Annotated in this window: 18 protein-coding genes; 7 read left to right on the top strand and 11 right to left on the bottom strand. The window is 70.7% G+C overall.

Features of this window, described 5'->3' with window-relative positions; translation table 11 throughout:
* Positions 1 to 42 precede the first annotated feature (42 nt).
* The 4 genes from rfbF to WME79_RS10760 are packed head-to-tail and all read left to right on the top strand — an operon-like array spanning position 43 to position 3,867.
* Positions 43 to 813, top strand: coding sequence for a glucose-1-phosphate cytidylyltransferase (gene rfbF, locus WME79_RS10775; protein WP_437534646.1), 771 nt, complete (start codon positions 43 to 45; stop codon positions 811 to 813).
* Complete coding sequence (gene rfbG / locus WME79_RS10770) at positions 810 to 1,886, top strand: CDP-glucose 4,6-dehydratase (RefSeq protein ID WP_437534644.1); 1,077 nt, start codon at positions 810 to 812, stop codon at positions 1,884 to 1,886. The genes rfbF and rfbG overlap by 4 nt, the downstream gene beginning before the upstream one ends.
* Entirely contained in the window at positions 1,883 to 2,833 is a 951-nt protein-coding gene (locus tag WME79_RS10765) for an NAD-dependent epimerase/dehydratase family protein (protein WP_437534643.1), read from the top strand. Before rfbG ends, WME79_RS10765 begins: the two co-directional genes overlap by 4 nt.
* Positions 2,830 to 3,867: a glycosyltransferase family 2 protein gene (locus WME79_RS10760; protein WP_437534642.1), complete on the top strand. Its 1,038-nt coding sequence runs from the start codon at positions 2,830 to 2,832 to the stop codon at positions 3,865 to 3,867. The genes WME79_RS10765 and WME79_RS10760 overlap by 4 nt, the downstream gene beginning before the upstream one ends.
* On the opposite strand, the gene WME79_RS10755 is transcribed toward WME79_RS10760, so the two are convergent.
* A complete protein-coding gene (locus tag WME79_RS10755; protein WP_437534641.1) occupies positions 3,825 to 5,558 on the bottom strand; it encodes a DUF6798 domain-containing protein in 1,734 nt (577 codons plus the stop codon). The two genes, WME79_RS10760 and WME79_RS10755, sit on opposite strands and share 43 nt — an antisense overlap.
* On the opposite strand from WME79_RS10755, the gene WME79_RS10750 reads away from it, so the two are divergent.
* A complete protein-coding gene (locus WME79_RS10750) occupies positions 5,557 to 5,754 on the top strand; it encodes a hypothetical protein (RefSeq protein WP_437534640.1) in 198 nt (65 codons plus the stop codon). The two genes, WME79_RS10755 and WME79_RS10750, sit on opposite strands and share 2 nt — an antisense overlap.
* Here WME79_RS10750 and aqpZ read toward each other — a convergent pair.
* From aqpZ to WME79_RS10720, 6 genes are all read right to left on the bottom strand, one after another.
* Complete coding sequence (gene aqpZ / locus WME79_RS10745) at positions 5,732 to 6,463, bottom strand: aquaporin Z (protein ID WP_437534639.1); 732 nt, start codon at positions 6,461 to 6,463, stop codon at positions 5,732 to 5,734. The genes WME79_RS10750 and aqpZ overlap by 23 nt on opposite strands.
* 351 nt (positions 6,464 to 6,814) lie before the next feature.
* Positions 6,815 to 7,204: a DUF4156 domain-containing protein gene (locus WME79_RS10740; RefSeq protein WP_437534638.1), complete on the bottom strand. Its 390-nt coding sequence runs from the start codon at positions 7,202 to 7,204 to the stop codon at positions 6,815 to 6,817.
* Positions 7,205 to 7,347: 143 nt separating this feature from the next.
* On the bottom strand, positions 7,348 to 9,264 hold the full coding sequence (locus WME79_RS10735; RefSeq protein WP_437534637.1) for a GNAT family N-acetyltransferase: 1,917 nt from the start codon (positions 9,262 to 9,264) through the stop codon (positions 7,348 to 7,350).
* 266 nt (positions 9,265 to 9,530) lie between these two features.
* Entirely contained in the window at positions 9,531 to 10,514 is a 984-nt protein-coding gene (locus tag WME79_RS10730; protein ID WP_437534636.1) for an aldo/keto reductase, read from the bottom strand.
* Between the two features lie 494 nt (positions 10,515 to 11,008).
* A complete protein-coding gene (locus WME79_RS10725) occupies positions 11,009 to 11,821 on the bottom strand; it encodes a class I SAM-dependent methyltransferase (RefSeq protein ID WP_437534634.1) in 813 nt (270 codons plus the stop codon).
* A 207-nt stretch (positions 11,822 to 12,028) separates the two neighbouring features.
* Entirely contained in the window at positions 12,029 to 13,501 is a 1,473-nt protein-coding gene (locus WME79_RS10720) for a hypothetical protein (RefSeq protein WP_437534633.1), read from the bottom strand.
* 635 nt (positions 13,502 to 14,136) lie between these two features.
* Here WME79_RS10720 and WME79_RS10715 point away from each other — a divergent pair.
* Positions 14,137 to 14,961 (top strand): hypothetical protein, encoded by an 825-nt coding sequence (locus tag WME79_RS10715; RefSeq protein WP_437534631.1) that lies wholly within the window; start codon positions 14,137 to 14,139, stop codon positions 14,959 to 14,961.
* Positions 14,962 to 15,020: 59 nt separating this feature from the next.
* Here the strand turns inward: WME79_RS10715 and WME79_RS10710 are convergent, their stop codons facing one another.
* On the bottom strand, positions 15,021 to 15,986 hold the full coding sequence (locus WME79_RS10710) for a LysR family transcriptional regulator (RefSeq protein WP_437534630.1): 966 nt from the start codon (positions 15,984 to 15,986) through the stop codon (positions 15,021 to 15,023).
* Positions 15,987 to 16,189: 203 nt separating this feature from the next.
* Here WME79_RS10710 and WME79_RS10705 point away from each other — a divergent pair, with 203 nt between their 5' ends.
* The gene (locus WME79_RS10705) at positions 16,190 to 16,795 is read left to right on the top strand and encodes an RNA 2'-phosphotransferase (protein ID WP_437534629.1); all 606 of its coding nucleotides are present in this window, start codon (positions 16,190 to 16,192) and stop codon (positions 16,793 to 16,795) included.
* Positions 16,796 to 17,017: 222 nt separating this feature from the next.
* Here WME79_RS10705 and WME79_RS10700 read toward each other — a convergent pair whose 3' ends face one another.
* The 3 genes from WME79_RS10700 to WME79_RS10690 all read right to left on the bottom strand — a co-directional run bounded on the left by WME79_RS10700 (position 17,018) and on the right by WME79_RS10690 (position 20,003).
* The gene (locus WME79_RS10700; protein WP_437534627.1) at positions 17,018 to 18,268 is read right to left on the bottom strand and encodes a hypothetical protein; all 1,251 of its coding nucleotides are present in this window, start codon (positions 18,266 to 18,268) and stop codon (positions 17,018 to 17,020) included.
* 274 nt (positions 18,269 to 18,542) lie between these two features.
* Positions 18,543 to 19,625: a hypothetical protein gene (locus WME79_RS10695; RefSeq protein ID WP_437534626.1), complete on the bottom strand. Its 1,083-nt coding sequence runs from the start codon at positions 19,623 to 19,625 to the stop codon at positions 18,543 to 18,545.
* A gap of 66 nt (positions 19,626 to 19,691) precedes the next feature.
* Positions 19,692 to 20,003, bottom strand: a complete 312-nt coding sequence (locus WME79_RS10690; RefSeq protein ID WP_437534625.1) for a hypothetical protein — start codon at positions 20,001 to 20,003, stop codon at positions 19,692 to 19,694.
* Positions 20,004 to 20,007 lie beyond the last annotated feature (4 nt).

The following is a 20,007-nucleotide window of genomic DNA, read 5'->3' as shown; positions in this document are numbered from 1 at the left end:
GTTCTGTCGTTCTGATCTATCCTCCCGCGCCCCATGGAACCCATGAAGGTCGTCCTGCTCGCCGGAGGCTTTGGAAGCCGGCTCGCCGAGCATACCGAGGCTCGCCCGAAGCCGATGATCGAGATCGGCCCGTATCCGATCCTCTGGCACATCATGCAGATCTACGCGGGCCACGGGTTCAACGATTTCGTCGTGGCCTGTGGCTACAAGGGCGAGGTCATCAAGGATTACTTCCACAACTTCTACGTTCGCAGCACGGACTACGTGGTGAATCTGCGAGACGGCGCCCAGCGCTTCGTCCGGAGCGCCGCGCCGGACTGGACCGTGGCCCTCGTGGACACCGGGCTCAACACGATGACGGGCGGCCGGCTCCGGCGGCTCGACGCCTGGCTCGACGGCCCGCGCTTCATGTGCACCTACGGCGACGGCGTGGGCGACGTGGATATCCGCCGCCTCGTCGAGTTCCACAAGTCCCACGGCAAGCTCGCCACGGTCACGGCCGTCCGCCCGCCGGCGCGCTTCGGCGGGCTCTCGCTCGAGGGCAACCTCGTCCGCGAGTTCTCGGAGAAGCCCCAGTCCGGCGAGGGGTGGATCAACGGCGGGTTCTTCGTGTTCGAGCGGCGCGCGCTCGATTACATGACCGACGACACCACCGTGCTCGAGCGCGAGCCGCTCGAGCGGCTCGCCTCGGAGGGCCAGCTCGCGGCGTACCGGCACGACGGCTTCTGGCAGCCGATGGACACGCTGCGGGAGAAGCGGCTCCTCGAGTCGCTGTGGGAGTCCGGCAAGGCGCCCTGGAAGACCTGGGCATGACCGGCCGCGGCGGCTCGTTCTTCGCCGGGCGCGCGGTGCTCGTCACCGGGCACACGGGCTTCAAGGGCAGCTGGCTCTCGCGCTGGCTGACGCTCATGGGCGCGCGCGTGGTGGGCTTCTCGCTGCCGCCGGAGGGGCGGCCGAACCTGTTCGAGCTCGCGGGCATCGCGGGCGACGTCACGTCCGTGACCGGCGACGTGCGGGATCTGCCGGCGCTGCTCTCCGTGGTCGAGGAGCACCGGCCGGAGATCGTGCTCCACCTCGCGGCCCAGCCGCTCGTCCGGCGCTCGTACCGCGAGCCCGCGGAGACGTTCGCGACCAACGTGCTGGGGACGGTGAACGTGCTCGAGGCGTGCCGGCGCGTGGGCTCCGCGCGCGCCATCGTCGTCGTGACCTCGGACAAGTGTTACGAGAACCGCGAGTGGGTCTGGGGCTACCGCGAGGACGAGCCCATGGGCGGGCACGACCCGTACAGCAGCAGCAAGGGCTGCGCCGAGCTCGTCACGGCGGCCTACCGGCGCTCGTTCTTCTCCGGCAACGGCGCGGCGGTGGCGTCCGCGCGGGCGGGGAACGTGATCGGCGGGGGCGACTTCTCCGAGGATCGGCTGGTGCCCGACATCGTGCGCGGCGTCGCCGCCGGGGAGACGATCGTCATCCGCAACCCGCTCGCGACCCGGCCCTGGCAGCACGTGCTCGAGCCGCTCGGGGGCTACCTCCTGCTCGCGCGGCGGCTGTGCGAGGCGCCCGCGGCCCACGAGGGCGGGTGGAACTTCGGGCCGCGCGACGGCGACACGTGCGCGGTCGGCGGCGTCGCCGAGCGGCTCATCCGACAGCTCGGGCGCGGCGAGCTCAGGCTCGTGCCGCCCGAGCACCGCACCGGCCCGCACGAGGCGCAGCTGCTGCACCTCGACATCAGCAAGGCGCGCGCCCGGCTGGGCTGGACGCCGCGGCTCACGCTCGACGAGACGCTCGCGCTGACGGCGCGCTGGTACCGCGCGTACCTCGACGACCCCGCGTCGAGCCGCGCCGAGCTCGACGCGCAGATCCGCGCGTACGGGGTCGACTTCGCATGAGCGCCGGGCTCGGCGCGGTCCTCGTCACCGGCGCCACAGGGTTCATCGGCGCGGCGCTCGCGGCGCGGCTCGCGGCGACGGGAGCGCGGACGGCGTGCATCGTCCGCGCGGACAGCCCCCGCCTGGCGCGGCTCGCGGGCATCGCCGGAGTGGAGATCACGCCCGTCGCGTCGCTCTCGACGCCGGAGCTCGCGCGGGCCGTCGCGGCGATCCGGCCCGAGGTGGTCTTTCACCTGGCCGCGTCCGGGGTGAACCCGAGCGAGCGGGATCCGGAGCTCGTGGTGGACGGGAACGTGGGCTTGACCACGCGCCTGCTCGCGGCGCTCGAGGCGCACCGGCCGGCGCGCTTCCTCCACGTGGGCTCGTGCTCCGAGTACGCCCCGGCCCCGGAGCCCGCGCGCCTCCGCGAGGATCACCCGCTCGAGCCGGCGTGCGTCTACGGCGCGGCCAAGGCGGCCGCCTACCTCTGCGGCAAGGCCGTCGCGGCGCGGCTTCAGATCCCGTTCGTCGCGCTGCGGCTCTTCGGCGTCTACGGCCCGGGCGAGGGCCCCGCGCGCCTCATCCCTCACCTCATCGCGCGCTTCCGGGCGGGTGAGGCGCCGGCCCTGACGCCGGGCGCGCAGGCGCGCGATCTCACCTACGTCGACGATGTGGTCGAGGCGCTGATCGCCGCCGCGACGTCGAGAGGCCTCGAGTCCGGTGTGTACAACGTGTGCTCGGGCGCGCCGGTGCGCGTCCGTGAGGTGGCTGAGCGCGTCGCGCGCGCGGCGGGCTGGCCCGGCGGCGATCTGGGCCTCGGGCGCCTCCCCTACCGGGACGGCGAGCCCATGTGGATCGTCGGGGATCCATCCCGCTTCGCGGAGGCGACCGGGTGGCGGCCCCGGGTCCCGCTCGACGAGGGGGTGCGGCGCATGATCGAGGCCGCCGATGCAGGGGGGGCGCCGTGAGCGACGCGGAGAGCGGGCGCAGGCTGATCTCGATCGTCGTGCCGGTCTACAACGAGGAGCGCAACGTGGCCCCGTTGTACGAGGCGGTCACCGCGGTGATGGGCCGCATCGCGGATCGGTACGACCACGAGCTCGTCTTCACCGACAACCGCAGCACCGACGCGACCTTCGACGAGCTCGTGAAGCTGGCGGCGCGGGACGAGCGGGTCCGCGTCTTCCGCTTCTCTCGCAACTTCGGCTTCCAGCGCTCCATCTACACGGGGTACATGAAGGCGCGCGGGGACGCGGCCGTGCAGATCGACTGCGACCTGCAGGACCCGCCGGAGCTCATCCTCGATTTCGTGAAGGAATGGGAGGCGGGCGCCCAGGTGGTTTACGGGATCCGCCGCAGCCGCAAGGAGGGCTATCGCATCACCCTGCTCCGGCGGGTGTTCTACCGCCTGATCGATTTCCTCAGCGAGGATCACCTCCCCCACGACGCGGGCGACTTCCGGCTGGTGGATCGCCGGGTGCTCGAGGTGCTGCGCCAGGTCGACGACACGAAGCCCTACCTGCGCGGGATGCTGGCCACGCTCGGGTTCAAGCAGAAGGGCATCGCCTACGATCGGGCCGCGCGGGAGCGGGGCGAGAGCAAGTTCCGGATGAAGGATCTCGTCGGGCTGGCGCTCGACGGCATCCTCAGCCACTCGACCGTACCGCTCCGGGTCGCGACCTACACGGGGCTCGCGGTCTCGGCGCTGACGCTCCTCGCGATCGCGGGCTACGCCGTCGGCAGGGTCATCTATGGCGCGGACTGGCCTGCTGGCTTCGCGACGACCACGCTGCTCATCCTGCTCTCGCTGAGCATCAACGCCCTGTTCCTGGGGGTCATCGGCGAGTACGTGGGCCGCATCTACCAGCAGGTGCGCAGGCGCCCGCTCACGATCATCGACCAGAGCGTGGACCGGGCGCCGCCGCGCGAGGCGGGCGCGGCGCCCCAGGCCGAGATCCGCTATTCGCGGACGTCGAGCACGGTGAACCCGCTGTTGGAATAGACGGTCTTGTACCGGCCTATCTCCTTGTTCTGGCCGCGGCGCAAGACGACGTAATCCACGCCATAACGCTCCCGCAGGGTCTGGACGCGGGCCTCGTCGAGGCTGTCATAGCCGTCCAGATCCTTCTGGCCGCGGACCTTGCGCCCGGTGACGTCCTGAAGCCGGCGAAGCCACTCGAGCACGTCGGCCGGGACGATGGGGTTCGACTTCCAGTCGACGACGATCGGCCGCTGCCCGTGGAACCGCATCTGCGCGCTCTCCGGCGGCGTCAGGAAGATCGCGTCGACAGGGGTGCTGGCCTGCATCCAGGCGTACAGGGCCCGCTCGTCGGCGCGCAGGCCGGAGAGGACGCTGGAGTTCCGGCGGATCTCCTGGAGCTTCGGCACGAGAAAGACGAGCGCGATGGCTAGCGTGCCGGCGAGCCCCACGAGCGCGCCGCCGCGCTGCCAGAGCGCGCGGGCGCGGGCGAGGCCGGGCTCCGGCGCGAAGCGCCGGGCGGACTCCGAGGCGAGCCGCGACAGCGCGGCGGCGGCCACGACCCCGACGGCCAGCGCCGGGACGCGCGCAGACTTCTCGACGCTGCCGTACAGGGCGAGGACGCCGAGGCCGCCGACGACCAGGGCCATCGCGGTGACGCTGTAGCGACGCCCGGCGGAGGGATCGAGGATGACGCGCACCGCGCCCGCGCACCCCAGCGCCGTGAGGAGCAGCTCCGCGTGCGGGGCGACGCGCCACGCGAAGAGCTGCGTGACGGGGCGCAGCCCCGCGAGGGCGGAGAGGCCGACGCAGGTCCAGATCACGAGGAGGAGCGCGAGGATCAGGGTGACCAGCCGCGCCGCAGGGCTCCTGCGGTTCCTGGTGAGCGGCAAGGCCGCGCCCAGCCCGAGCAGGTGCCACGCGATGAAGCTGAAGAACTCGCGCTCGCGGCCCTGGATGACGAAATGATGAGGCGCCCGGATGGTGGTGTAGATCTCCTGTGCGAGCTTCGCGTCCTTCGCCCCGGCGGTGGCGAGGATCATCGGCGCAAAGAGCGCAAGGACGGCGAGCGGCGGCAGGAGCTGCCGCGCTGCGCGGTGAAAGAGCTCTTTCCGGTCGCGCACGCCGAGCCCGAGGTGCGCGAGCGCGTAGGCGCCGAAGAAGAGGATCAGGTAGTTGGCGTGGAAGAGGCCGCTCGCCGCGAGCGCGATGCCGGAGGCGAGCCACTGGCCCCGCACGAAGAGCGGCACCGAGATCAAGAACGCCGCGGAGCCCAGCGAGGAGGGCTGGAGGATGAAATCGAAGACGTAGGTATCGCAGGGACCCCAGGTGCGCGTGAGCGTGGCGAACGCGACGAGCAGCAGGAAGCTGGGCAGCGCGAGGCGGCGATCGACGAGGGTGCGCAGCAGGAAGTAGACGGCTGTCGTGCCGACGCCGATGACCACGGTCTGGGCGATGCCGACGCCCCACCCCTTCTCATCGAGCGCGAGGAGCCCGGCAGCCAGGTACTTGAACGCGGGGTGATAGTGGGTCGTGCTGGTCGCAAACCAGTCCCGCGCGAGGATGTCGGGGTGCACGAGCCGCAGCGACCCGAGCATGTACACGACCTGATTGTTGACGCCGCAATTCCACCCGAACGAGGCCCCGAACAGCAGCGATACCACCGCCGCCAGCGTGACCTCAGCGCGATCCCTGATGCGTTCCAGCACGGACATGGCGGCGCGAGACTACCGCGCGGTCGAGCGCACCGCCAAGGGGCAGCTCGCTCGCTCTCGCGGCGTGTCTGCCGGCGCCTTCGTCGGCCTCGTCTGCTTCATCTGCTTCGTCCCCCTCGTCCGCCTCGTCTGCCTCGTCTGCCTCGTCTGCTTCGTCTGCTTCGTCCCCCTCGTCAGATTGCGGGCGGCGACGTGACGACGGCCCGGCCCGGCCTCGGGCCCACGAGCACCGGATAGAGGACGCCCGCGAGCACGCCGCCGGCGAGCGGGGCGAGCCAGAAGAGCCAGAGCTGAGACAGCGCCCCTCCGCCGACGAACAGGGCAGGACCGGTGGAGCGCGCCGGGTTCACCGACATGTTCGTGACCGGGATCCCGATGAGGTGAACCAGCGTGAGCGCGAGCCCGATGGCGATCGGCGCGAACCCGCGCGGCGCGCCGTGATCGGTCGCGCCGAGGACCACCATCACGAAGCCGAACGTGAGGACGATCTCGGTCAGGAGGCTCGCGAAGAGCGAGTATCCGCCGGGCGAGCGCCCGCCATAGCCGTTCGACGCGAAGCCTGCGTGCACGGCGAACCCGGCAGCGCCGCTGGCGATCGCATAGAGGATCCCGGCGGCGACGATGGCGCCGGCGATCTGGGCGAGGACGTACGGCAGGAGGTCTCGCGCGGGAAAGCGCCCGCCGGCGATCAGGCCGAGCGTCACGGCGGGGTTGAAGTGCGCTCCCGAGATGTGGCCCACCGCGTAGGCCATCGTCAGGACGGAGAGCCCGAACGCGAGCGCCACGCCGTGAAAGCCGATCCCCAGCCTGGGATACCCCGCGGAGAGCACGGCGCTCCCGCAGCCGCCGAGAACGAGCCAGAACGTTCCGAGAAACTCTGCGGCCGTACGCCTGGACAACGACATCTCCATCTCTTCATCTCCCCCTGCGGCAGGCCCCCTCGGCGTGGATCGGGGCGCGGCAGCGGCCGCGCCCGACCGTGGAGCCATCCCGACGGCTGGCGCAGGCCGCACGGTCGACCGGCGGGCACCCCGCTCAGGCGACGCTCCACCGGCCCTTCGTCGTGATTGGATGAGCCCCGGCCCGCCGCGTTGCGGTCGGACCGTTTCGGGTCGGTTCACCTGGTCGAGCGCGCCTCCCCGGCGGCGGCCGGGCGGGCCGCGCGGCCCAGATGACATGAGGCTCTCGCCGGCGGCGCCTTCGGGAGCCTCGCGCTGCGGACGATCGCCGCAGCGACCTCGCGAGATCGAGGGGTCTTACAGACCGACGAGCTGCGGCGGGCAGCTGTACGCGTTGCCCATGTGGGTGACGTCGGTCTGCTGGCCAGAGATGCTGCCTCGGTCGCCGGAGATGGTGGTCCCGGCGTTCGTGTTCTCCAGGACCACGTAGTTGCCGCCCAGGTCATGGGCCTTGTTCTTCATGTCGTTGACCGCGCCCTCCTGCAGGTTCGCGTTGCTTGTGAACGCTCCAGACACGGAGCCGCCCTGCTCCCCGACCACCGTCCCCAGGAACCGGCACCCCTGCGGGGCCGACTGCTTGGTGACGATGACCCTCTCGGCGCCCGGGTTGAGCTCGACGGCGGCACAGGCGGGCAGGGTCAGGCAACACAGGAGGAGAGCAAACGCACCGTAAATCGATGTCTTCATGGCAAGCACCTTGTGTCGATTGCTACGTGTGCAGGCGAGCGCTTCTTCCTCGCTGAACCGCCGGGCCGGCAGGATTTCGACAGGCCTCGTCCTCCGCCGGCCTTGTGTCGAGCTCCCGCGTGACGTCGCGGGTCGAGCGCCCCTCACCGGTGCTCGATCTTCCGCAGCCGGTACGCCCGCGCGTCCCACAGCGAGAACGCCCGCTCGCCGCTCGCCAGGACGTCGAACCCGTGGCGGGCCGCGAGCCGCGCTACGTCGGCCGCGTCGCGCGCGGGGTCGCCGCGGTACGAGTAGCCCAGGATGACGAGCTCCCCGCCCGGCCGCAGCGCCCGGCGCGCCTCCGCGACGAGCCGATCCACGACCTCCGCGCCCGCGGCGACGGCGTACGGGAACGAGTCGACCGCGTACACGAGATCGAAGCGGGCCGACGGCGCGTCGCCCAGGTCGACGCCCGACGAGACCGCGAGCACGACGTTCGAGCGCCCGGCGCAGCGGCGCCGCGCGGCCTCGATCATGCGCGGCGAGACGTCGAGCCCCCACGCCTCGCGCACCCTCGGCGCGAGCGCCGCCTCGAAGCGGCCGATCCCGCAGCCGATCTGCAGGATCGCGCGGTCCTCCCCGATCGCGCCCCACCGCTCGAAAAGCCCGACCACCTCCCGCGTCGCCCGCTCGAGGATCTCCGGATCGCCGAGCGAGTACGCAGCGACGCTCGCCTCCTCCGACCGCTCGCAGAGCTCGTCGAACAGCCGCGCGGCGGATTGACAGGCTCCCCGCGCGTCCTCCCCGGCGACGCGCGCATCCCGGTGCGCGCCCAGCATCGCCGCCACGGTCGCGCACGCGGCGCGCCGCTCGTCCAGGCACCGGCGCAGCGCCTCGAGGCGCGCCGCCCGCTCCCCCTCCCCCGCCGCCGGCCGTGCGGCGTCGATCGCGCGCGCGGCGGCCGCGAGGTCCGCCGCGGCGCCGAGCAGCCGCACCAGGCCGACCTCCGGCGACGCCTCGCCGGACATCACGGCCTGCACCGCGCCCTCGCCCTCCCCGACCTCCCGCCCTGGCCCGCGCGCGCCCCGACGCCGTAGCCGCCGGCGGAACGTCCAGCGGTCGACGGCGCCCCAGTCGTACTTGTACGGCTCGCGGCCGCGGAGGAAGTCCACGTTCCGCGCGCCCTCGCGCGCCGCGTGCTCGATCGCGCTGGCGAGCATCACGAGCCCCGGGCTGTACCACGCGAGCTCTGGATCGAAGCCGGTGATGTACGACGCGAGCCCGCCGCGCTCGGCGAACCCGTAGAGCGACGCGATGATCCGCCCGTCGAGCCGCAGGCCGAAGAGCCGCAGCGCGCCCCGCCCGCACAGCGCGCGCGCGGCCTCGCGGTGGAACGGCCGGAGCGCCTCGTCGAGCACGCCCCCCTCGCCGCGCGAGCGCCAGCGCGCCTGATGGTTCGCGAACAGCGCGTCGAGCAGCTCGTCCACGCTCGCCGCGTCGGCCACGTCGAGGCGCAGGTCCCCGGCCCGCGCGAGCCGCTTCCGCGCGCGGGCGACGCGCGCGCGCATCCCCGGCGGAAACAGCTCGTCCGGCCCGGCGCCCTCCGGGATCGTCACCGCCGGACACGCCTCGTGCTTCTCGACCTCGTCCGACCAGCCGGGGGGCGCCTCGGCCAGGAGCAGCGGCGACGACGCGCGCAGGTCGTGGAGATCGGCGACGTCCCACGCGTCGGCGCGCTCCTCGAGGCAAGCGAGCGCCGCGCCCGCGACCGCGCGCTCGTACCCGGAAGCGGCCAGGACATCGTTGTAATCGGAGATCCCGGCGCCGAGCAGCGCGACGACGCGCTCGTCGCCGATGCGGTGAACCGCGAGGGGCGCGAGGCCGACGAGCCCCTCGTCCGACCGGAAGACCAGGGCGAGCACCTCCTCGGGCCCGAGCGCACGACACCACGGGATCAGCCACTCCGGCCGCTGGAACACCGTCGCCGCCGGGCAGCGCTGCCACAGCGCGCTCCACGGCTCCCGCAGCGCCTCGAGCTCCTCGCGGCGGCTCAGCACCTCTACGTCGAGTCGTTCGCTCACCTGCCCTCCGAGCGGCGGGCTCAGCGCTCTTCGGCGATCCTCGGTCCTTGTCGAGCGCGCGCGGGCGCTCACCGGGCTCCCCGCCCCTGCCGGTGCCGTACCCTCGCAGAGGCGCGCGGCCACGCAACCGGCGCGCGCCATCTCGCGAGGACCACGGGCTCCCCGCGCTACGGCGTTTACCTCATGCGCACCGTCCGGGTCGGGCGCGGGCGGCTCGCCTTCCGACGCAGACCACACGGCGAGCACGGGCGGGGCACGGCGGCGCCTCAGCTGTGGCCGAGCACCGGGTGCGGCCGGTACGGCTCGGCGAGCGCGCGCAGCTCCTCGGCGTCGAGCTTGAGCTCCACCGCCTTGGCCGCGTCGTTGACGTGCGACAGCTTGGTCGCCCCGACGATCGGCGACGTCACCCCCGGCTGCTGGAGCAGCCATGCGAGCGCCACCTGCGCGTTCGGCACGCCGCGCTTCGCGGCGATCTCGGTCACCTTCTCGACGACGGTGAAGTCGGAGTCCTGGAAATAGAGCCGCTGCGCGAACTCATCGCTCTTCGAGCGGACCGTCTCCCCCTTCCCGTCCTTGCCCCGGTTGCCCGCCAGGAACCCGCGCGCGAGCGGGCTCCACGGGATGACCCCGATGCCCTCGGACTTGCAGAGCGGGATCACCTCGCGCTCCTCCTCGCGGTAGACGAGGTTGTAATGGTTCTGCATGGCCACGAACCGATGGAGGCCCAGCCTGTCCGAGGCGTGGAGCATCTTCGCGAACTGCCACGCGAACATGGACGACGCACCGAGGTAGAGCGCCTTCCCTGCCTTGACGACCTCGTTCAGCGCGTCGAGCGTCTCCTCGATGGGCGTGTTCGGGTCGAAGCGGTGGATCTGATAGAGGTCGACGTAATCGGTGCCGAGCCGGCGAAGGCTGTCGTCGATGGAGTGCCGGATGTGCTTGCGCGAGAGCCCGCGCTGGTTCGGGTCGTCGCCCATGGGGCCGTTGACCTTGGTCGCGATCACCAGCCTGTCGCGCGAGGGGCCGAGATCCTTGAGCGCGCGGCCCAGCACCGACTCGCTCTCGCCGAGCGAGTAGACGTCGGCCGTGTCGAAGAAGTTGATACCGAGGTCCAGCGCTCGCTTGATGAGCGGGCGGCTCGCCGGCTCGTCGAGCACCCAATCCCGCCATTTGGGCGAGCCGAAGGTCATGGCGCCGAGACAGATCCGCGAGACCTTGAGACCAGTCGAACCGAGATGGGTGTACTCCATGGGCGAGCTCCTCGTGCCGCCGCATGGGGAAGGATGTCCGGAAGGCAGGGCGGCGGCGGCGCGGCCGAATGCAGGGGCTGTGCCCGAGTCGCCCCGGGATGCCCGCGCCGCGCTGATCGCGGTGGCTCGGGCTGCTGCTCCGGGGGCAGCGCTTGCTGCTTCGATGGTGCTCCGAGGGCAGCGCGTGCTGCTCCGATGGTGCTCCGGGAGCAGCGCGGGGGCGCGCAGCGGCCGGCGTCCCTCGCGCGGGCGTGGTCCAGCATTTGGATGAGCTCGCGCCGAGGGAGATCCATCCATGGCCGACGCTCCGATCACCTTGCTCTTGAACGCCGAGAGCCCGTCGGCCGTGGTTTCCCGCGTGCGCGACGTCTCGCCTCGGGTGCGGGTGGTCACGGCCGCGCAGCACCGCGCGCGGCCCGAATGGCTCGCCGAGGCGGAGGTGCTGCTCACCTCGGTCGCCGACGGCCGCCTCCTCGCCGGGGCGCGGCGGCCGATCAGTCGTCGGCGCGCGCCACGGCGAAGATCAGGTGGCGTTGCAGCCGGATCCCCTCCGGCGCGCGGCGGCGCTCGAGCTCGGCCGCGAGCGAGGCCTTGACCCGCTCCGCGTCCGCCGGAGCGAGGTTGGACAGGAAGTTGCCAAAAGAGCTGGCCAGATAGAACGCGACCACGTCGTCCGTGGCCGGGAAGTGGTCCGTGAAGGAGCGTATCTGGAGCTTCGGATCCTGGAAGCCGGCGCGCACGAGGGTGAGCTTCAGATCGTCCGAGGTCACTTTGTAAGTCGTGCTTCCGAACGTCTCCGCGGTGCCGGTGAGGCCGAGAGAGGACCGCACGCCGTCGAGCACCACCTCGAACTCGTGCGGCCGCTCCTTCGCGGCCGAGGTGATGCCGATGCGCCCCCCTCGCGCCCCCCCTTTCAGCACGCGGCGCGCCTCGCGCAGCGGACCGAGCTTCTCTGGCAACCAGTGGAGCACGCTGTTCAGGAAGACGACATCGAAGCTCCCGCCCGCGAACTGCGATAGATCCTCGGCGTTGCCCACGCTGGCACGGAAGTTCGACGTGCGCTTCGTGTTCGCCAGCTCGACGCGGAGCGGCAGCGGATCGACGCCGATCACCTCGCCGGAAGGGCCGACCCGCTCGGCGACATGGACCCCGAGCCGGCCGGTCCCGCACCCGACGTCGAGGACGCGCTCTCCTGGAGAAACCCGGAGATCTTCGATGAGCAGCTTCCCGTGGTTGAACTGCCGATCACTGACACGATCGTACGTCTCGGCCAGAGCAGCCGAATCGAGCGCAAGGCTGACCATCATGGCTCCTTGTGAGAGGAGGTGGAGCTCGGCGGAATCGCCTCCGAGCGCCACATGTCTGTTATCGAGGACAATAGTCCGCCATAGCGGAACGAGCAAGCGAGATCTCGGCCACTGCGCGCAGGGAAGGCGGTGTGTCTGAGGCGCCCGGCGAACCACGGAAGAAAACGGAGAGGCAGGGGGGGCAAGGAGGGCGAGGCGAACCCGGGATCACCGGGCAGCGCGCCGCCGGCCGTGCTGTCGCGCCTGGCTCGCCGCCCTGACCTCGACGAGCGGATTCCGCGCCTCCGCGGCGCGCAGCCGCTCGAAGCGCTCGATCCGCGCGCGGTTGCCGCTCTGCCGCAGCGTCCGCGCGAGCACCACGCTCTTGGCGAGCCGGATGAACCGCAGGCGGTGGGCCGAGTCCACGTCCTCGACGTCTCTCCTGCCCGCCCGGGGCCCGAACTCGCGATCGTAGGCGGCCCGGAGCCGATGCTCGCCGTGGAGGCCCAGCGCATCCGAGAGCCCCCCGAGGGCGGCCCGCTCCGCCGGGGTCGACCACGAAAGGACCCTGGAATAGGGCGTCGCCATGGTCTCGTGATCGGGCTTGTTGACGAAGCGGCGCAAGAACACATCGGACGTCGCGACCGGCACATCGCCCGTCTCCTGGTGGAGGAGGGCGTACGCGAACGCCTCGTTCATGCCCACGAGCTGGTTCCGGTCGTAATCGGCGCCGTCGACGCGCTTCCCGAGGCGATCGACGCCCGAGAGGGCGGCAAAGAAGAAGCTGCTGAAATCGGTGTAATCCGCCTCGTCGATCTCGGGCGTGCAGCCCGACGCGGGGCGGTCCCGGGTCGCCGCGAAGAAGCCGACGACGTCACGCTCGACCAGCTCGCCGTCGGGCCTGCCGCCCTCGAAGAGGAGGTTCGCGAAAGAGCCGGAGTAGCACTGGGCCATGACGAGGACGACGGGGGTGCCGGCGGGCAGCTCCTTCATGCGGGCAGCGAGATCGCGCACGGACAGCGCGCCGCCGCCCCAGAGGTCAAATACGTTGTTGTCGAGGTCGTGCCCTGGATCCGGGCTCCCGTGGCCGGCGAAATAGAGCAGCAACGGGTCGGCGGGGCGCGCGTGGACGAACCTGCGCCAGATCGCGTCGAACCCGGGGCGGGTGGTCGCCCCGTCGATGCGCGGCAGCCTGGGCGCGCGGTAGCGCGTGAGCTCGCCGTCGAGGAACTGCACGCTCCGCGTGCCCCGGCGCCCGTCGGCGAAGAGGACGCGCCGCTCCGCCGCGGCCGGGAGCAACGACTGGAAGTACCGGATGTGGCCTTCGATGGCCACCTGGTTCATGGGCGGCCTCGGGCCTCCGCCCACGACGAGCGCGCGCCAGGCCGCGGGCTCAGGGGAAGCCGGGGCAGGCAGGGCCGGGGGCGCCGGCGGGGCGGCTGGCGCAGGCAAGAGGGCCTGCGGGGCGGCCGGCGCAGGACGCGGCGGGCGCCCCGGCGAGGGGGCTGGCGCGGGGCGCGGCGGGCGCCGTGGCGAGGCCGCCGGCGCAGGGCGCGGCGGGTGGGCCAGCGAGGCCGCCGGCGCGGGGCGCGGCGGGCGTGCGCCCGCGGTCGCGGCGGTCGCCGTGGCGACGGCGATCACAGCGACCCTTAGGAGCAGATGGTGCGCGGCGGTCACGTCCTCGGCCTCGGCAGCGCGCATCGCGGCGCTCGAACTTAGGTAGCACGACCGGCTCCCCCGCGTCGACACGCGCTCTCTCGATCTCTCGGCCGCGCCGCCCACCCGGGTTTGGCCCAGCCCACGTGGGTTACATCGAGCGCGAGCTACAATGGGGACGCCTGGTTCCGTGGCGAGCGCCACCGGGATGCCCTCGCAACCCACGCGTGTGCCTCCGTGAGAGCGCAGCGCGTCGCCTGTCGGTCTGTTTCTGTCAGCCAGGAAGTCTGTCTGTCTGCCGTCAAACAGGCTTTCTACCAGGCAGTCTGTCTGCCTGTACGCGTCAAGTTCAACCTGATCCAGGGTAACGCGATCGTCTTCGACGAGGACCTGCGCCAGCTGGCAGCATTTCGCCGCAGGCGGGGCAGATTGCATCGCCGAGCCCATCCTCGACCACAGCAGAGCTCCCCTTCTTTCACAACGGCCTCGGCCTGGTGACCGCGACGCGTCGCATGCACGACAGCACGGCTCGGTGGCGGGCTCCGCGGCGCGCCGCGCCCGGTCCAGGGAGCAGGCGATGGCCGAGGTCGGCCATCGCCTGCTCGGATCTTCTCATCGACCTCTGGCACGCAGATTGCCGTTCCCCACGGCATCGATGCACGAGCACAGGAGGGAAGACCATGTCGGCCAGCTCATCAAAGACGACCATCGTTCATGACGAGATCCGCCAGTGGGCCGAATCTCGCGGAGGCCGCCCGGCGACGGTGAAGAGCACCGAGGAGGGCGGCGAGCCTGGCATCCTCCGCATCGATTTCCCCGGGTACAGCGGGGAAGACACCCTGGAGGAGATCTCGTGGGAGGACTTCTTCGACAAGTTCGAGGAGTCGAACCTCGCCTTCGTGTACCAGGAGAAGACAGCGGACGGGCAGCCGAGCAACTTCTCCAAGCTGGTGAGCCGCCCGGACGACATGGTCCAGCAGGGCGAGCCGACGTCGCGCGCGGCGAAGGGCAGCACGGAGAAGGCGAGCAGCGCCAGGAGCACGAAAGAGGAGCGTGAGAAGGCCGAGCTCGACGTCGAGGTGGAGGTCCAGCTCGATCTCGACGAGGAGCCCGGCGGCGCCGACCAGCGTCCTCGCGGGAAGCAGGCCCGCCCGAGAGGCGCCGAGGGCGAGCACGCGTCCCACATGACCATCGACCATGACGAGATCCGCGCGTGGGTCGAGGCGCGCGGCGGCCACCCGGCGACGGTGGCGCGCACCGAGAAAGAGGGTGAGCCCGGCGTCCTCCGGATCGACTTCCCAGGGTACAGCGGGGAAGACACGCTGGAGGAGATCTCGTGGGACGATTTCTTCGACAAGTTCGAATCGTCACACCTGGCCTTCGTGTACCAGGAGGCCAAGGCGAGCGGCGAGCCGAGCTACTTCTCGAAGCTGGTGAGCCGCCCGGAGGACATCGGCGGCAAGAAGGCGAAGCAGAGCAAGCAGAAGTCGAGAAAGGCGGCCTGAGCCCGGAAGCCAGAATCCGGGAGGGAGCCGGCAGGCGGCAGGAAGAGCGATGCTGAGGCTCAGCGCCGGCGCGCCGGCGCTGTCGGGGCGGCGTCGGGCGCGCTCGACACGTCCGACGCGCTCGACGCGCTCGACGCGCTCGACGCACGGCTTCTCTGCCACCCCGCGGCGTGCGCGAGCAGCGCGTCCCGGAGCTCCGCGGTTGCGCCCTGGAGCTCGCCGCCGCGCCGGCGGACGAGATAGAAGACCTTGCGCGGCAGCTCGGGCAGCGGGCGCGCGACGAGGCCCCGGGGGAGGCGGCAGCAGGCGTTGACCACCGCGATGCCGACGCCGAGCTGGACGAAGTGGAGCATCAGCTCCCAGCCGTTCGCCTCGACCGCCGGCTCCCAGGGGACCCCTGCCGAGAGCAGCGCCTGAGCGAGCAGGGCCCGGTGGGGCCGCGACGGGCCGGGGACGACGAGCCGCGCCCCCTCGAGGTCCCGCAGCCGGACCTGGCGCTTCCGGGCGAGCGGGTGGCCGTCGGGGACGACAAGGACCTGCGCCACCTCGGTGAGGCGATCGGCGGCGAGCCCGTCCGGCGCCCCCTCGAGCGGCGCGACGCCGAGGTGCGCCTCGCCCGCCGCGACGGCCTCGAGCGTGCCCTCGCGGTCGCGCGTGAGCAGCCGGAGCGGGGCGGCGGCGCGCGCGGTGAAGGCGCGGATCCCCTCGCCGAGCAGGTAGAGGTACGAGCCCTCCCCGGCGCAGAGCACCACCGGCTCCCGGCTCTCGCCGTGGCGGAGGACGTCGAGGAACGAGCGCGTCCGCTCGCCGACCTCGCGCCCGAACGCGGCGACGCGCTTGCCGTCGGCCGTGAGCTCCAGCCGCTGCCCGCGCCGCTGGTAGAGCGTGACGCCGAGCGCCTCGCCCAGCTTGCCGATCTGGGCATGCAGCGCCGGCTGTGAGACGTGGAGCGCCCGCGCCGCGCGCGTGAAGTTGAGGTGCTCGGTGAAGACCACGAAGGCGCCGAGCCAGTCGAGGTTGAGCATGGCGGGAAGCTATCGCAAAACGCGATAGCGACTCCAGAAATACTTCTTCCGGATGATAGCCGGGCGTCTATTCTTTCCTCGTACCGATTCCCTTCACGGTTTCGGTCCCGATCCCTGCACCGTCCAGGGACCCTCTGGAGTCTTCTGCCCGCGCCGATCGCGGGCCGTGACTCCGGTTCACGCGACGAGAATGGAGCTTGACGATGGGCCGCGATCGCTTGACCGACACGAGCAAGAAGCTCTCCTGGCTGCTCCGCCACGCGGCGCCTGCGCAGGGCGTCGCCATGGACGATGCCGGCTGGGTGGCCGTGGACGACGTCCTCAAGGCGCTCCGGATCTCCCGGCCGGTGCTCGACGAGGTGGTGGAAAACAACACGAAGAACCGCCTCGAGGTCCGCGGCGACCGGATGCGCGCCTCGCAAGGGCACTCGCGCGACGGGATGCCGGTGACGCTCGCGGGCCTCGAGGCGTCGTGGGAGGAGGTCCACGGCGACGCGTCGATCTGGCACGGCACCAGCGTGGACGCCGTGAGGGGCATCGCGCGCGAGGGGATCCGCCCGGTGGCGCGCACGCACGTCCACTGCACCGACGCGCTGGGCAGCGCGGTGGGCAAGCGCGCGAAGGTCGACGTGATGCTCGAGATCAGCCCGGAGAGGCTCCGGGCGCGCGGCGTGCGCGTGTTCCGCAGCCAGAACGGGGTGATCCTGGTGCGAGAGGTGCCGGTCGAGTGCCTCGTGGGGCTCTTGCCGATCGCGGCGCGGGCGCAGCGGGAGGCCGAGGCGCTGCGGGCGCTGATCCTCGGGGGGTGAAGGCGGTGCTGGTTCGGCCCGTCAGAGGTTCGGCCAGGGATCCGGCGAGAGATTTCAACGCAAAGTCGCAAAGACGCAAAGGCGCAAAAAAGAACAAGTTCTGTGCATTTTTGCGTCTTTGCGCTCTTGGCGCCTTTGCGTCAAAATCTCTCTTCGTTCGCGAGACAGATCCACGGCAGGATTCCTGACACGCGGAACTAGCGTGCAAGCGCCTCCCGCATCTCAGCGTCCCCCTGTCAGCCTCGCCGGGGCTTCGTCGCCGCACTTGCTGCTGACGCCGAGCAGCTCGCAATACCTGTCGCCGATCCACCGCTTCTCTTTGTCCTCGCAATTGCACAGCGAGAGCGTGGGCACAAAACTGAAGTCGTGCTCCTGCACCTCACGATGGCAGCCAAGGCAGCTGGACGACCTCGCCACAGGTTCGATGTCGCAGGGCCCTCGCGGGGCGTCCCCGCGTGACGCGCTCGATCCCACGATATAGGTCTCGATCACCGAATTCCGCAGCGTCGCCGGCTCCGGCTTCGATCCCTTGTGCGGCTTGTACTGCACGCCGATGAGCTGGTAATGCTGGAGCACCGTATTGTTGGACTTCAACCAATCGCGCGCCTGCGCGTTGAGCTTCTGCACTTCCGGCGTTATGGGGTCGACCCGCGTGATCTGTGTCCTGCACACGGCGAAGCCGTTCACATGCACCTGCTTGCTCGTGTTAGGACGGCACGTCGACGCGTCACACCTGGGATCGTTGAACGAGGGCCCGCTGGGCGCCTCGGCAGGCGTCAGGTTGTCCACATGTTCGAACGTGGACCAGATCCAGTCCCCGTAGGGCTTGGATTTTTGCATGATGTGAAATCCGATCAGGCCCAAGCTGATCTTCCCGTCCCCGGCTCCCGGGCCGGACGGCCGCGGCGAGGCGAGCCTCTGGAGGAATCGACCGCTCTTGCTCTCCGCTTCGGACAGCCTCTTCCAGGCGAGCTTGATCGCGATGGTGCCGACGAAGTCGAAGGTATCCGCCCCGGAGTCGGGACCTCGGGACTTGCACTGGCCCGTCCTGAAGTCGACATAAGAAGCAGTCGCACCCGTAGGCGGCGCAGACGCCTTGGCCTCCAGCGCATTCATGAGCGTTTCGTGCCACCTGTCGTCCAGCCTGACTTCATAGAGCACCGTTTGCCCGTTCTGATCGTACACGACCCGGTGCGGCCCGGAGGCCTCGCCCGCGCCCCGTCGGAGCGCGTCCGTCAGGCAATCGCCATGGCAACTCCATCCCAGCGGGTCGTCCAGCTCCGGCGAGTCGTCGTCGGGATCATCGTTCAGACTCGTGTAAATCTGCTCTGGCGTGTACCAGCTATTCCAGCGGGGATAGACATCCCGAGCGTTCAGCGACTTGAGCTCACGCTCGGCCGTCCAGCCGCCCGGATAGGGAAGCCGGCCAGGCCAGTTGAGCGCGATGAACAGGCGCCAGGCGAAGAGCTCCATTCCTCGACGCTCCTGGCCGGGATCCGCGCTCCATGGCGAGACGCAGTACCAGGTGGCGGGCAGGTTGATGAGCTCATAGCCGCTCACGAAGGGGAACCCTGGTGCTCTTTGCACGGTCGCCCCGCCGGCGGCCGCCCCGGGGCCCTTGTGGTCGGTGGGGAGGCTGCCCCCACGTCCGCTCACCGTCAGGCACGCGCTCCCGGCGAGCAGGGTGAACAGTGCACTTACGATCGTGATCGCGCGCATGTAAAACCTCTGTCTCTGCGTTTCTTTGTCAGAACACCGAAAGAATCGGCGCGAAGCCCAGATACCCCTTGGCGCCGAGGCCTTGCCCCGCATGAAGCGTGATCTTTACGTCAAGCCAGCGATGAATACGGGCCTCGGTCGAGACGGAAGGGCTCGACTCGCGAGCGCTCCCCGGCCAGGCCTGTAGCGCGCGCCGCTTGTCGGGAGCACAGAGCCCATGCTCCTCGAGCAGCTCCAGCAGCGCGCGTCGCTCGGGGTCCAGCCGCGCCGGGTGGTCCATCTGAAGCTGCGAGAAGGCGACCGCGGCGTAGGGCAGGAGCGCGTCGTCAAGCGCGAGATCGAAGTATACGGTGTCGTCGGCCGTCTCGTGAGTCGAGAACGTGCTCATGAGCTGCTGCAACGAGTCGAGCGGACCGGGCCAGCCGAGATCCTTCAAATAATCTACCAGCTGCGCCCTCGGGACGACACCGTAGAGCTTGATCGTCGCCGGCTCTCTGGCCAGCATGAACGATACGTGGATGATGCGACCCGAGAGGGGGAGGCCCCGGAAGCAAGCCTTCATCGCGCGCCGGTTGCTCGCAGACAGCACCCCCTCGAAGGCGCGAGGGAGCGCAGGCGCCAGGAGATCCAGGCAGCTCTCGTAGGAATCCTGAGGGTCCCAGGGAGCCGAGGAGGGCTCCGTGCTCAGGTACCCAGGGTCGACGCAGACGCAGAGCGATGGGGACTGCCGCGCCGCCGGGCGCGTATTCACATGGTCGAACTCGAGCCACAGGAAGGGCATCCTGCTGGGCCCTTCGTGGGCGAGCGTCGACCAGCGACGGATGACCTCCCAGGTGAATTGCCAGGCCGGGTCGCGCGTGAGCTCGTCCGGTGGCCGGTCGGCCACGGCGCGGATCCGCCGCAGGGCGTCGTCGTCGCGGGAAGGGGCCACGCAGGCCAGGAAATCGACCTGGTCCTGCTCCGCCGAGAGGCGACACTCGATGTAGTACGAAGCGAACAGGTCGGGGAGCCGCGCCGTGAGCGCGCCGATGTTGGACCTCACGGCGTGGTCAACACACGCGCCGGGGATCCTCGGCGCGATCAGCTCGCTGATGTCATGAGTGGACCACATATTGGCTCCGAATCCGTCCCGTGGTGAGGTGTCACGGCGCTCGAGACGTGCACGTTGCGGCCAGGGTCACCAGATCGGCGGGATCGGCTCTACCAGCTCCTCGACCAGGAACTTCTGGCAGAGCGCCTTGAGCGCGCGCTCGTAATCCGCGGGGCTCGTGCTCACCTTGGCGACCTTCACAATCTCCGTGGCCACCGCGCTCCCCCTCGGGATACCGAACTGGCTCTCCATCGTGGCCAGCATGTCTTCGTGAAAACGCGCACGAATCCTGGCGTCGTTCTTCACCCAGTACATCAGAGAGAGCAGCCCCTTCGGCTTCTTGCCAGGACCAACCACCATCTCTTCGCGCTTGGCATCACCATGATTCGAATCACTCACGGCA

Source organism: Sorangium sp. So ce726 (genome assembly GCF_051521405.1).
In the GTDB taxonomy this organism is placed as follows: domain Bacteria; phylum Myxococcota_A; class Polyangia; order Polyangiales; family Polyangiaceae; genus Sorangium.
Note: the sequence above shows the minus strand (reverse complement) of the source record. Positions and strands in the feature narration are given on the sequence as shown.